We start from the raw sequence: 14,232 nt of genomic DNA on the forward strand, positions 1-14,232 counted from the left end.
TTTCGTGAGTTATTTATTTAGACTAAACTTAGTATGGAGATATGTATCTAGTTTTTTCGAATCGTTCTTTTACTTTCTACGGTGATTTTGGATCCTTCTGCAAGCATTACCGAATTTGGAGTTAAAGAATTTAGAAACTCAAATTCTTTGCCATATACAGCGCCAAAATCAACGTCGATATCGTAGTCATTTACTTTGTAAACTTGCCATGTAGGATGAGTCACTTCATATTCATTAGATTTCTGATCATTTACCTTTGCATAACCCCAATAATGCTCAGTGATGAATTCTGTTTCGCTATCAGCTTCGATAGGATAAGAATCGATACTTGCTTTTATCTCTATAGAATTCCATTTACTACTTCTTTTCCATTTGTACTGAACTGTTCTTTCATCATTTTCAGTGCTCCAAACATGTTCCATTGGGAGCGTTTCATAGTTTTCGTTATAAACGGTATTGGCAACAAAGGTTAATGCATGTTTAGGAACAATTTCTTTAATAAATACAACACCTCTTTTCCATTCACCATTTTCTAATCTTTTTACATAAAACCTCAAATTTACTTCTTCAAAATTTACATGATAAGGGATTTTTATACCTAATAGCTTCGTGTTTACAAACATGAAACCAACCAGACTCACATAGCAGTTTCCATTCCATATGTCTAATTCTGTGCCAGCAGGTAAGTATTTAACAAGCACATTTTTATCAATCACATAATTGGCGAGTGCAAGTTTTCTCCATTCTGCCTTTAGAAAGCTCATTATCTATGGTTTTATTCCTTTTTCTTTCCCAAGGATATCTTGTAGTCATCTACACTACCTTTAATCTTTAGGTTGAGGTATTTTGTTTTTTTGTTAGGATCTACTTCTACAATTTCATCTTCTTGTTCTGGACTGATTATAGTGTCTTTTTTGTTTCCAAATAGTTTTTGCCAAGAAGCTTTTCTTACAGTTTTCCAAGGTATTCGTAAGAAATAATCAATATTCTGATTGCTATCATGTGTACCTGATAACTCCATATGACCTAATGTAGATTCAATGGTCATAGAAGGGATGTTGATTTTTCCCTTATTAATATCCAAGTTGTTTTGTAAAGTATCAAATCGAATATTTTGAAGGTTTTTATCTCCCATATAATCCGAAAGCGCCAACATAGGATCATAATTTTTTAACCTTCCATTTAATACTTTTACATCCATTTCTACTGTGGATTGATCAAGATCCGGTACCATATCAGGATATACCCTAATCTTTCCTTTAATTCTGGAGGTTAGTTTTCCTTGTATATTTTCTGAAACAAGATGATCTTGACCAAAGTTCTCAAACTTGAACAACAGTTTATCCAGATCTACATTATTCATCACCAAATCTGGACGCATATAAATATGTTTAGGATCACTACCATTAAAATATCCACTTAATCGAATATTTCCTCCAGCAGCATTCATATGCAAAGTATCCACATAAATATAGTGATTAGGTGTTGTTCGTATATCCGCTTTGATGTTTTGAAGATCTATTCTATGATAAATAAAGTGTGCTATATCTGCTTTGAATTGCATATCTGTAAAAGGCAATTCATATAAGTTAAAAGCTTCTGCATGTTCTTTTACGTCTGCTGTTTTAGAAGCGGCTACTTCCGTTGGTTTTGATGATGAAACATCGAATTTAAAGAGGGCATCAAAGTCTATATAATTAGCTTTTACGGCAAGATAATTATCCCTTTTCTTTATTTTCTGATCTTCTCCAATGTAATAGTTAAGATCAAAATTAAAATTAGTTGTTCCTATTTCTCCATGAAAATCTTTTATCACGATGTGTTTATCTTCGTAATGAATATTTCCTCTAAAATTGTCAAAGCGAAGAGGATGCAGTTTCATTTTTGTATCCAATTTGTCTAATGTAAGATCAATAGAGTGTAATGCAGAGTCTTTGTAATGCATACTGGAGGCAAAATGCAAAGCCAAATCATCAAATTCTTCATGTCGATATTCTTCTGGGACATAATTTTCTCCTTTATAAGAAAAAATATCTTCGAGTTTTAACTTTTTAGAAGTTAGATTAATATCTAAATCAACATCGCCATTCAGTTCGGGTTGCATCCAAAAAGCATATTCGTGTACCAGCCCATCAAGATGAAAATCGCTATCATCTATATATCCAGTAAAATCTACAATTTTTAGATCTTTATCATCGATAAGTACATCCGCATGGAAATCATGTAGTTTATGTGGATAATGCTTTAAATCGGCATACAAACTATCGATAAAAAACTCTCCTTTAGGTAAATATTTAGACTCTGTAAAGTCTTTAGCAGAAGCTTTAAAAGAAAACCCCATACTTAGCTTTTTTATTTGTTCATCGAAACCAGTTTTGATAGAATCTTGATTAGAAAAACGTGTTAGCTGAGCGATATCTAAGTTTTTAGAACTAATATCTAAATGGACATCTACAGGAATATCTGTATGATGTACAATAGCAGGTAAGTCTGAAAGAAATCCACTAATAGACAAATCAGATTCTCCGATTAATAATTCAAACTGGTTTAGGTTTGCTTCTTTACCGTTCATCACTAATTGAACGTTGAGGTCATGTAATGGAGCAGGAAGTTCTTTAGCTTCTAAACTAAGATCTTTTATATTTAATTCTGCAAAATATGCTTGATTTAATTTTTGTAATGCCTTTTCAGGATTATCGATATCAATAATATCATGAAAGTTCATTTTTAAGGACACTTCGCCAGAAGTATTTTGTACTTGCTCCAGCTCAAAAAACTCTGTAATAAAATTAAGATTGAAATTGGAGTTTACTTGCATATCAACTTCTGGAGATTCAAAATTTTTCACAAAAAGCGATCCTTTAAATTCTCCTTTTTCTAAAGAAGCAGTCATATCTGTTAGCGAAAATTCCATGGTGCTGGCATCTCTATTACTACCATTGGTGAAATAGCCATTGAATCCCATATTATCTATCTTTTTCGCCTTTTTAGTATTTTCTAAATAAGCTTTGCCAGCACCAAAATTGGCTTTTATAAAGGGTCTATTTCCTTTGTTAGCAGGACCTTCAATTTTAGCGTTAAAATAAATTTCACCTGCATTTCTATATTTCTCTAATACGGGAATAACATCTGTAGGAGCAAAAGCAATCAGCATGTCGAAATTTGGTTTTGTTCCGTTGATAGAAAGATCTAGATCTACATCATTCTTTGTATCTATAGATCCTTCTAATTCGAAATCTCCATTTTCCATTACAATTCCAGAAGGAGCGATATCAAGAATTCCCGTCCTTTCATTAAATACTAAATCCGTATGTACTTCGAAATGTTTATTATGAATAAAGGTGGTATCTCCATCTTTAATGACATTTAACTCGAAATGAGTATCTACGTGCCCAGAGATCATGCTGTCTTTCTGACTAAATCCACCGTTACCAGCATATATGAATTTTTCTACATCCGAATTTGTAGCTTCGTCTAAGGTGTGTACATCCAAATTTTTAAATCGAATCTTTTTAAGATGAATATTAGTAGAGGAGGACTCCGATTCTGATGTGCTTGCTAATGAGTTTTGAATATTCGTGGTATTGTTTTCATGAATGACAATATTAAAAACACCTTCTTCTACGACTAGTGATTGTATGTCATAATTTCCCTTTACGATATCCCATAGATTGAAACCTACATAGATATCTTTTACATCCATAATAACGGGAGCATTATCTTCTTTGGTTTCAAAAATTTTGACATCATACACTTTTATAGAAACGTACGGAAAATTACTAAAAAGAGAGAGTTCACTTTCTCCAATGCTGACTAAACCCTTATGTTCTTTATTTAGTTTTTCAATTTCTCCTTGAATGATTTCGGATTGGTTACTTTGGATATATAGCATCAGGCCTCCGACTACTAAAATTGGGGCTAAGATTACTATTAATAAAATTCGTTTCCAGAATTTTTTACGCTTCAAGGTGGTGGTATTTAAGGTTATAAAAGATGTTCGACTTTAAAAGTAACGAATTCATCGGAAAAACCACTTTGAAGTTTTTAGATATTTGAACGGAGCTCCTCTTTTTAACAAATTTAGTGTAGTCTATTATTAACCTACACGTACAATAGCTTCTTACATATGAGGTATTGATTTATAAGTTTTGCGTAAACCAAGGATTTGATTTATTCCCATACATAAAACAAAAAATGCTATAATTCCGATAATGATATTTCCAGTTTCGGTAATCCCAAAAGGTTTAAAGATTATAAGTAAGATGCTTCCTATTACCCAGATGAAATCTTGAATAATAATCCAAACAACGGCTGGTGTTCGTTGTTTTTTTATTTCGAACCATATTGTCATAGCGAAGTATAGTAGTAATAGTCCAATGACCCAAAAGGGAGTATTATTATTAATTCCAAAAAGCGTTGCTATTTGTTGATTTAGAAATACCATTATAATACCTGATGTGCTGGAAAATAAGGCGTTTAATTGAAGTGATTTTTGTAAAGGATTCATTTGTTTAGATTTTTAAAACAAATTTCTACAAACCACACATAATCTCTCTTGACAAATGTTAATTAATGCATTTTCCTTAATCTACTTAATGATTCGGGAGCAATTCCTAGCATAGAAGCTATATACTGCAAAGGAACATACTTAAAAAGTTCGGGTTCTTCGTTCATTAATTTATCATATCGTTGCTTTGCCGTAGTATGCAATTGAAAAAACATCTTATTTTCTAATAAGGCAAAAGAATTAGCCAATAAAATATTATCAAACTCTAACCACTTTGGATAGGTTTTGTTTAGTCTAAAATGGTTCTCTCTCGTAATTGTGTAAAGGCTACAGTCTGTAATGGCTTGTATATTCCAACTATTATTAGTCTCAAAAATAAAACTACTAAGAGAGGTTATAAATCTTCCTTCACTGCCTATCCATAAGGTTATTTCTTTTCCATCCACGATATTATACAACCTCATGTATCCAGATACTATAAAAGCCATTTTTCTACAAATTTTTCCAGCTTGGAGAAAGAATTCTCCTTTATTGATTTCCAAAGGTTCAAAAAAGGAAAGAATACGATCTAAAGATTCGTTTTTTATAGATACTTGGCTTGCAATACAGTTTTTTAGTTTTTCCATAGCGTTTACTTACAGCTAAAGGTTTTTTTATTGAAGTGGTTTAAACTTTTTTCAATTTGCTAAAAAAATGCTTTTTTGCACCCATATTTCACAATTTTTGACTTCCGTAGCGCTGCTATGCAATTAAAAAATTACTTCATCTGATCACAAAACTGCTATTTTTCACTTAAATCAAAAAAGTTTAAACCACTTCATTGATAACAGGTCGAAAATGTACTGGATGTTCAAAATACATTTGTGAAAATTTTCTTGGATACCATAGTAGTAGAGAGGATCTATTTATGATGCGTGTGGTTTTGGTTTAAGGGGTTTTTAATAACTCTGTAGATACCCATCTTAATTTTCCATTATTAGAGAAAAATATAAATTTTCCGTCTGGTGAAAGAGAAGGCGCAAAATCTTGATTAGTAATATTAATTTGATCTCCTAAATTTTGTGGTGTCGTCCAGTTATCGGATTGATTTTTAAAACTTACATATAAACTACTATTACCGTTTTGGATGATAGAAAAAATTATAAAACGTTCATCGGGCGAAATATAAGGATCAAATTCATATTTCTCTGTGCTTACTGGTTTTCCTATGTTTTTTGGTTCTGAGAACTGATTATTAGCTAGTACTTTAGTAGTGTAGATATCAAAAGATCCTTGACCACCATTTCTGTTCGAAGAGAAGAATGCATTTCCTTTATTAGAAATAGAAAAGAAATATTCATCAAACTCATCAGTATTAATTGGTTTTGGTAATGGTTTTGGTTTCATCCATTCTCCATTTTTATGATCAGCATACCAAATATTGAAATCTAAATTTTTATCAGTAGCGCTGGTTGGCCTTTTAGAAATAAAATAGATTCTATTACCATCTTTCGTTAGGAATGGGTCCGCATCATTATAGTTAGGATCAGAAAAGGAAGCGATCTTGGGTGTACTCCATGTATCACCTTGCTTTTTTGAAAAAAAAATATTCTCACTAGATGTAATAGTCGTGAAGTAGATTTCATCACACTTTTTAATCTCAACATTAAATTTAAAACTTCCCTTTAGATCTAATATTTCTGGGTCGAAATCTCTAGGAGTTGTAGTTGGTTTTTCAAGTCCGTAATAATCACATAGATTTTCTTGAGCTCTTATTTCTTGAGTAACAAGCAAACATGAATAAATAAAAAGAAGTCTTTTAAGAATAAACCGAGTCATGATTGAATATGATTTTAATTGATGAATGGTTACTAAATTAAGCAAAAAACGGTTTGAGAATGAACCCAAACCGTTTTTTATACTTTGTTGTTTTCTAAGATGGGATTTAATTTTTTCTAATAAATTGACTTTTTACAGGTTCTCCGAGATCCACTAATGTATCATCTTCATAATAATTTCGGAATTGAGCTGGCAACCCAATTCCGTTCAGATAATTTGGGCTGTTTTGTAAGTGGTAGTGTAAGTGTGGACCAGTTGAGTTTCCGCTATTTCCTGCTTGGCCTATTTCTTGTCCTTTTGCAACGATGTCTCCTAGATTTACTAAAACTGACCCTTTTTTTAAATGTGCTAATAATGAGTATTCGCCATTAAAATGATCTATTAATATATAATTACCTGCAAGATTACTATCATTGATATTATCATTTACGATCCCCGATAAGTAATTATCATCAATATTATTTTCCATTGCAATGATTTTACCATTTGCAGGAGCATTTAAACGTTTTCCAAAGCAGTAATGATTTTCGTTTTTACTACTATCACCAGAAAAACTGCTGCCATCAATCACAATAGCTAGGTCATACGCATATCTCTGACCTGTTCCTCGAGTGATAAAGTGATGTCCTCCATCTTGGTGGGTTCTACCACCAACGAAAACGTACCATTCTTCATCAAAAGGTAATTCTAAATCTGTTTTGGTTTGATAGTTTAGATAAATGTCTTCATCTTGTTTTCCTTCATCACCGATGAGAGTTTTGGTACAGGAGAATAACATCAAAATGAACAGAAAAGAAATAACACATATTTGTTTCATAGTGTAATTAGAATTTATAATTAATACCGAAGTTTACCTGATATTGAAGTTCCCTAAAAGCATTGGAGATTTGTAATCTATCATAATTAAAGTCATAGCTTAGTTGTCCACTTAATTGTTCAGAAAAAGAGTAGGAGTATCCTATTTTCCATAAGATACTTTGAAAACGATTTAAAGAATATACATTAGCGTTTGAATTCGTAATTCTAAGTAATAGAGTAGGGAGCGTTAGTTTAGAAAATAGATGTTGTTTTTGATTAATTTGATAGGAAAATCTACTTGATAGCCCTAGTGTTTGATCAAATACAAATTGATTATTAGGATTGATGTCATATAAAGAAAGATCACTGTATGATTCCAACCCTACATGAATTAGGAGTCTATTTTTATTATAGATTTTTTTTAATGAAGCAACGCTTATACCTATTTTGGTGTATTCAAAATCTAAAAGAGCGTTTACATTGTTCTCCAGTTTGGATTGTAGATAATCTAATTGAACTTCAAATATTTTTTCTTTTTTGGTGATTCGTTGATACTTAAATTTATAGATAGCGCTGTTATAATCATATCTGGAAACAGGTGCTATTTCCAAGTTTTTTAATGCACCAACATTATAACCAATAGAGAAGTCGAATGAATTGTTTTTAGAAAGAGTTTGCGCGTTAAAATTTGTAAATAATAATACGCATATTACAACGATTAAGAGTTGGTTTTGTTTCATTTAAGGTATAGGTTACTAAATACTTAAATGAAAGACTATTTGTATTTTATGACGTTGCAATAATTGATTGTATGGTACAAATAAAGCTAATTGGCAAATTGGAAAGTTTTATTCAATTTCTATATATTCGGATTTACCACTAGACAGATCTCCGTTCAACCAATTCCAATCAAAATTTAATTTGAGTTTTCCATTTTGTGTTTCAGAAATAGTGCCCTTTGATTCTCCAGCTTTTAGTTCTCCATCAATGGTGAGACATTGATATAAAAGTTCAATTTTAGAATCATCAATCCGCTTGCCGATGATACCCCCTTCTTTTATGGCTCCACCCGAATAGGTTCCTGTTATTGTCGTTCCCTTTTGAGAATAATGAAAAACGGTTTCTCCGGATGATAATCCATTTTTGTTTTCAGCTGTTATAAATTTCTTATTGTTTAAGTTCAATTTGAGTTCTTTTACTGTTTAATTACTTCAATTTCATTGATGAGTTCTAATCCTCTCTGTTTAAATTTTTCTAACTCAGGTAGATATACTTTATAGGCAAAAAAATCTGCAGTAGCGACACGGTTTTTATAGTCTTTACTGTTTATAGCATACTCAATAAATTCATTGTTTATTTTTAATTGTACATAATCCAACCACCATTCTGTGTTATTTTTCCAATAATTAAAATTGTCCTTGTAATCTTTAGAGCGTAATTCATCATCTACTTGTATTTCCCATAGTTGTTCTTTGTAAAACAGAATTAATTTTTGCACAAGTTCTTCTTTTTCCTGACTTATCTCACCTCTAAAATTTTCTAGTTGCGAAATACCTCTTTGGTTAATGGCTAGTTCGGGATAACCAAAAATTAGAAATGCTATGTTGGGATTTTTAATATAATCTTCTTGTGTATATTCTGATTTTAGAACTTTTTCGAAAACAGGTTTAATATTTTCATAATGGTTAAAGATGTTGTCGATTTTACTTACATCATTTTTGAGATCTTCTTTTACTTTTAGCAGTAATTGATTCAACTCATTATTTTGTTTGCGATTTTCATTCCAGTTATTAATGGAAACAGCTATCAATATTCCTAGAACCACCAGGATAATTTCTCGTATTGCATAGATAAAGAAATTAGACTCTTTCTTTTCTTTTGTCTGTTTTTTATTGAAAACGTTTCTCATTCTTATTTTTCAAGGTTATCTAAATCTTCCAATATGGATTTGGAGATTACATCAATATACGTTAGAGTGGCAGCATAATTGTCTTTACTATACATCGAGTATGGTCTAACATGTTTTTGTGTAATGGTTTTAAAGCTGTGATAGACTTATTGCAGCTTGCTACTTATTGAGAGCACTTTCAAATTCACTAAGCGATACTTTTTCTTGTTTTGTTGAATACTCTCCGAAAGCAATTCCTTTATAAAAGTCAACATTCAAATAATCTGTTGTACAGGCAAAAAAGTCATAATCACCTTTATTGCCTTCATCTGAGTCACTCAATATTTTTCTTGGTGCAATTAAGTAATATTTTCCAACCTCAAAATTTGAAATATAGGGTCTGCATAGCATTCCATTGTCTCCCCATATTTTAATTCTCTTTTTTGATTCTACACCTTTATATTTTTTGATGATCTCAACGGTCATCGAAAAAGGCATGTCTTGATCATACCCAAGAATTTTATGATCTAAAAAATCAGTGTATTCGATCACTTTTACTAAGGCCACAAACCCGCTTTGATTGGATATTGCGCTAAAAGAACAGTCTCCTTGGCAGTCGCAGTCGCAAGCAAACGAATCGAAGGAGAGTAATACAAAGAGTAGAATTAGTGTTTTTTGCATCAAAGAGGTTTTCATAGTTCTCAATAATATTTCTTATCAGTTGTAGTTATATTCCAAGACTAACATGCAATATACAAATTGTGAGTTAGATAGCGATTCGCAGCTGATAAGATTTACCTATGTAAGTATTACATCTAATAAACTACCTGTTCTAAAAGTCATTTTGCTTACAATTAGTACTAGTCCAGTTAGTTTAGTTGCCAATGACAATAAACTTTTGTTCCTTTTATGTTATGATTCTACCAAAAAAAATCAATTGATTGGTAGCGTAGGGAAGTTATTTTTTGATCAACTTACATTGCGCTACTTTAGAATTACCAATTTTAAAGAAGTAGATTCCACTATCTAAATGAGAGACATCAATTTTTTGAATTTTTAGAGGATGTATTTTCATGATGAGTTGTCCTAGGCTGTTAAAGATTTGTATGTCTTCTTTTATAGATTCATGAACTTTAATCGTTACATCACTAGAAGCAGGGTTTGGGTATATTGAAAGTCTATTGTTCTCTAATGCAATATCATCCACAGAAAGACTTGGTTCTAAGGTCACTGTTTGTAGTAAGTCATTATATCCTGTTTGTGAATCCCAAGTACCAGCATTTGCGAGTTGAATACTGTAATCAGGATTTGTTTGTAATGAAACATCATTATCAGGAATCCATAGATATAATTTATACGTTCCAGAAATGCCAATATCGAAGTTTTGATTTATAATTGTAGTATTTTCCCAAGTTCTTATATCGGTATCGATTAGAGAAGTAGTAATGTCATTTGTTTCAGTATTTTGGATTATAAGATATACATCACGTTCTTTAAAAATTCTTGCAAAACCAACATTCTGAATCTCTAGCGCCAAGTCGAAGTCAAGATTATTTACAGTTACGGTAGATGATGTGAGGGTATATCTATACCCTAATCTTCTAACAATTTCTTCGTAAGTATTAGAAGCAATAATTCCATCCCAAAAAGGAGTATAGAAATCTCTATTAATGGTCGTCCAATTTGTTAAATCCATTTCATTAATGGCATTTTCTCCTGAGGTTCTAAATCCGTTATCACATCCATTAAGGCCATTAGTTTCGCCTGTCATGGGAAGATATTTTGTTTCGTTGGCAATAAAATTGTAATCAGATGTTCCTACAGGTGTTGCACATTGATTAGAAACGGAATAGGTTCCCTGATCTCCATAATCATTTAGGAAAGCATCATTAAAAAAACCAATTCTGGCATTTGCTGTATTTTCGTAAGCAGTTTGCTCTGTTAATAGTGTATTGCCATACATAGTTTTTTTGATATTAGCATATCGTACTTGCAAAGGGATATTTGAAGGAGTGGCAGAAAGCATTGCATCTACAATCTCTTTTCTATTATTCCATTGTGCTGCAGATATAGCGCCTTCTGTACCAAACTCATCAGAGTTGGTGTAGTACCATTCGCCCCAAGTGCCAATAAATCCAGCTTGATGAGATAATATAATGTCTTTGTTCTCATCTAATATTTGAGTAATTTGAGTGATATGTGATAGAATTTGAGCTTTAGTTGGTTGCTGAGGTCCGGTTCCTTGACTATTGGAGTAAGAAAACCTAACAATTGTTTTTAAACCTGCCAATCTAATATTATCAAAGTCATTTCTAATGTTATCTAGGTAGGTGTTATTAATATTTGAATCTAGAAATGCATCTAATAGGAAATACCTAAAAACTACCGTTACTTTATCAGTGCCATTCTTCCAACTCTCTAGTGTCGATACGGATAAATTATTCGCTCCGACAGTGGTAGCATAATTATTAGACGTTATAGAATACTTTTGTAATCCTCTTTCTGGATTAGCAATGATGTTTTGAGAACTTGTATAATTAACTGTTTGTGCTAGTAAGATGGCATTGCAAAAAAGAAAAGCTAAAACTCTAATAGCATTATGTATCGCACTCATATGTTGGTTTTAAACTTAAAACGAGTAGGTATAAGATTTGTTGTTTTATGAATAAAACCAATTAGGAAAGAGTTCGGAATAAAAACAGGACGGAGGGTTTCTAAAAATGCTTTCAAATATAGTATTTTACTTTGCTAGCTTAGCCTTTTCCTTTGCTAAGAATTCGGTAATTATTTTTATTTGCCTATCCATATTCTTGATTTTTACAATACTATAAATCAAACTTCTTTTTTTTCCGTCGGTTATTTTATCGAATATTTCTTTGGCTTCGGAATCTTGTTCTAGCAAAACAGAAAGAACTTCAGGAATTTCAACACCTAGTTGATCAGGGTCTTCTTCAATTTTATATGCTACTTTATCATTAAGTTCTTTATCTAGTTTTTCCAAATGTTTTCCTGCAACTATGATATAAAAGTTTCCATCTCCTAGGTGATTTAAACCACAGCGATAAGAAACTATATTGTCTATAGTACAAATCATTCTGGTCGCCCTTTTTCGACTAAATTGATTAATGATTTCAGAATCAATTTTTAAGTAGAAATATCCGCCTTTTCTTTTTTCGAGTTGTTTTATCGTCTGTTCGCCAGAATAAGATTTCATATAGTTTTCAATATAAATATTCTTGTAACCAAGTTAAGCTTTTATGGATTGGTTTTAATTGTTTATGTTTTGTTTGGTCTTATTTTCTTTTCAGAAATAGACATTACAATGCTTTTGGGATTATTGTTTTCTAATATTAATTCACCATTTATTTTTTCTGATATACCCACCGCTTCCCAGATCAGTTCTTTTATTTCCTCTTTAGGGAAAGATCTAAAATCTTTCACCGAAATATGTCGTATCAATTTTCCTTTTCCATCTAGTTTAATAGTTGTTTTGGATAATTCTGCTCCGCGATTAAACCCAAAATTCACATGTTTAGAATACACTGCTATATGACAGAATGCGTCTTTCAATTTTTCTGATTTAGAATAAGCAAGAGCTACAGCATTATAATTATCCCAAATCAACTCATTAGCCTGAGGAACTAATTCCGTTATAAAGTTTCGTAAATCTAACGTCAACTTTTGGATTTTTGGATCGTAAGGTTTTATAAAGCTTTTAAGTTGAGGATTTGGTTGCATGTCTTTCTTTTTTGATAGAGAACTATCTTATCAAAATATGAATTTTTTATTTTATCTAAAGTGATAAGATTGTATAAATTTTTTAGCATTGGCTAGGATAGGAGAAACTGTTTATTTTCCTTGGTATTTCAATTTCTCATAAGAAATTACTATTTCACTCGATCTTATTTCTTTGTTTACTACAAATCTTGAAAATCGAACAATATTTAAAGTTTTATCGATAGTGTTAAATAATGCGGTATAAATTATGCTTTTTAAGGGAGTAACCAAAATCTCCATCCGCCAAAATAGTTTCTGTAATTTTGGTCAAAGGTCATTAAACTTGATGATTTGGGCAAGTTGTTTGAAAGCGCATATTCATTATATTCTTCTTTATTGCTGAATTCAATGATTTGATCCGACTTCATATTTAAGACAAAAAAATCATTTTCATAATCATAAAAAAAGTGATTTTGATCAAATTCTCCGCAGAAAAATTCCTCTCTCGTGATAAATCTTGAAATACTAATTTGATGTCCGTCTTTATTCTGGTATCCTTCTAAATCAGAAAACTCCCAATTAGTGTTCTCTACTGTGTTCCAATAACCAACAGGAATTCTAGGGCCATCACCCAAGCCATGATTTCCCCAATAGGTGAAAGAATAAATGAATAGTAAAACAGAAATTATAAACCCAAATATGAACCAACTTGACTTTTTATTATGTACTACTTTGTGAAGAGAATCACCTTTTCTAAAATAAGAAATTACCGTTATGATCATAATCAAAATCCAAGAATAAATCGATGCTAGAATTCCGATTTTTAAAATCATGAATATAAAGTGTCCTAAAGCTTCCATTTTACTTTTTTGGGTGTTTTTATAGTCTTTACTATAAGTACCTTAAAAATAGAAAATGTTACCTTGTTTCTTATATAACTAGGCTTTTTTCTGGAAAATATTAAAAAATATGTTTATCCATTTATGATAATAATAGTATAAACGATTCATAGTATTCTTTAATTTATTCTTCTTTAAAATATATTGATATTTAAGGAATATGATTCTTTTTTAGCGTTTTAAAATATACGTAGTAACTCAAGATTATTGCTAGTGAAGAAAAAATGGTCATTAACGTCCCTGGTATAAAATTTACAAAGCCTCCTAAATCCATAAATAAAAAATAACCTAAATCAGCCAAACCACCAGTAATCGCAGCAAGAAAAATAGCGTTTTTATTTCCTTTCCAAATATAAAATGCTGAGATAAAGGTTACAATTCCAATCCGGAATAAGTTAAATCCATGCTGACCAATAATAGCACCTGATGCTTCTGTGTAATTCATTTGTAGAAGGTTTGGATCAATAGCATCTGCAATTCCTGATACCGAAGACGAAATATCACCTGCTAAAATGTGAACTAACCCCCAAATAATCCAAAGTATTGCGGATACTCGTAATAAAATTTTCATCCTGTTTGATTTTAGTTTTGTTGAATTACAAAAT

At 31.3% G+C, this 14,232-nt stretch carries 15 protein-coding genes; all 15 read right to left on the reverse strand.

The features are described from left to right. Positions 1–47: 47 nt before the first annotated feature. The 15 genes from Q1A73_RS20440 to Q1A73_RS20510 all read right to left on the reverse strand — a co-directional run bounded on the left by Q1A73_RS20440 (position 48) and on the right by Q1A73_RS20510 (position 14,198). A complete protein-coding gene (locus Q1A73_RS20440; RefSeq protein ID WP_299609490.1) occupies positions 48–764 on the reverse strand; it encodes a DUF2071 domain-containing protein in 717 nt (238 codons plus the stop codon). A gap of 11 nt (positions 765–775) precedes the next feature. After that, complete coding sequence (locus Q1A73_RS20445; RefSeq protein ID WP_299609492.1) at positions 776–3,967, reverse strand: AsmA-like C-terminal region-containing protein; 3,192 nt, start codon at positions 3,965–3,967, stop codon at positions 776–778. Positions 3,968–4,120: 153 nt separating this feature from the next. Further along, positions 4,121–4,507 carry a hypothetical protein gene (locus Q1A73_RS20450; protein WP_299609494.1) on the reverse strand — a complete coding sequence of 129 codons (387 nt, stop codon included), beginning with the start codon at positions 4,505–4,507 and terminating at the stop codon, positions 4,121–4,123. Between the two features lie 62 nt (positions 4,508–4,569). Beyond that, the gene (locus Q1A73_RS20455; protein ID WP_299609497.1) at positions 4,570–5,133 is read right to left on the reverse strand and encodes a Crp/Fnr family transcriptional regulator; all 564 of its coding nucleotides are present in this window, start codon (positions 5,131–5,133) and stop codon (positions 4,570–4,572) included. Between the two features lie 301 nt (positions 5,134–5,434). Further along, complete coding sequence (locus Q1A73_RS20460; protein WP_299609499.1) at positions 5,435–6,325, reverse strand: hypothetical protein; 891 nt, start codon at positions 6,323–6,325, stop codon at positions 5,435–5,437. A 106-nt stretch (positions 6,326–6,431) separates the two neighbouring features. Continuing rightward, the gene (locus Q1A73_RS20465) at positions 6,432–7,142 is read right to left on the reverse strand and encodes a M23 family metallopeptidase (protein ID WP_299609502.1); all 711 of its coding nucleotides are present in this window, start codon (positions 7,140–7,142) and stop codon (positions 6,432–6,434) included. A 7-nt stretch (positions 7,143–7,149) separates the two neighbouring features. Next, a complete protein-coding gene (locus tag Q1A73_RS20470; RefSeq protein ID WP_299609504.1) occupies positions 7,150–7,863 on the reverse strand; it encodes a hypothetical protein in 714 nt (237 codons plus the stop codon). Positions 7,864–7,971: 108 nt separating this feature from the next. Continuing rightward, on the reverse strand, positions 7,972–8,307 hold the full coding sequence (locus Q1A73_RS20475; RefSeq protein ID WP_299609506.1) for a hypothetical protein: 336 nt from the start codon (positions 8,305–8,307) through the stop codon (positions 7,972–7,974). An 11-nt stretch (positions 8,308–8,318) separates the two neighbouring features. Then, positions 8,319–9,032 (reverse strand): DUF6090 family protein, encoded by a 714-nt coding sequence (locus tag Q1A73_RS20480; RefSeq protein WP_299609508.1) that lies wholly within the window; start codon positions 9,030–9,032, stop codon positions 8,319–8,321. Between the two features lie 159 nt (positions 9,033–9,191). Beyond that, a complete protein-coding gene (locus Q1A73_RS20485; RefSeq protein WP_299609511.1) occupies positions 9,192–9,692 on the reverse strand; it encodes a hypothetical protein in 501 nt (166 codons plus the stop codon). A 277-nt stretch (positions 9,693–9,969) separates the two neighbouring features. Further along, the gene (locus Q1A73_RS20490) at positions 9,970–11,625 is read right to left on the reverse strand and encodes a DUF4832 domain-containing protein (protein WP_299609514.1); all 1,656 of its coding nucleotides are present in this window, start codon (positions 11,623–11,625) and stop codon (positions 9,970–9,972) included. 126 nt (positions 11,626–11,751) lie between these two features. After that, positions 11,752–12,225, reverse strand: a complete 474-nt coding sequence (locus Q1A73_RS20495; protein ID WP_299609517.1) for a YdeI/OmpD-associated family protein — start codon at positions 12,223–12,225, stop codon at positions 11,752–11,754. A gap of 62 nt (positions 12,226–12,287) precedes the next feature. Then, complete coding sequence (locus Q1A73_RS20500) at positions 12,288–12,749, reverse strand: DUF1801 domain-containing protein (RefSeq protein WP_299609520.1); 462 nt, start codon at positions 12,747–12,749, stop codon at positions 12,288–12,290. 254 nt (positions 12,750–13,003) lie between these two features. Continuing rightward, entirely contained in the window at positions 13,004–13,588 is a 585-nt protein-coding gene (locus Q1A73_RS20505) for a hypothetical protein (protein WP_299609523.1), read from the reverse strand. A gap of 190 nt (positions 13,589–13,778) precedes the next feature. After that, entirely contained in the window at positions 13,779–14,198 is a 420-nt protein-coding gene (locus Q1A73_RS20510) for a hypothetical protein (RefSeq protein ID WP_299609526.1), read from the reverse strand. Between the last annotated feature and the right edge of the window lie 34 nt (positions 14,199–14,232).

This window comes from uncultured Aquimarina sp. (genome assembly GCF_947492115.1).
Lineage (GTDB): Bacteria > Bacteroidota > Bacteroidia > Flavobacteriales > Flavobacteriaceae > Aquimarina.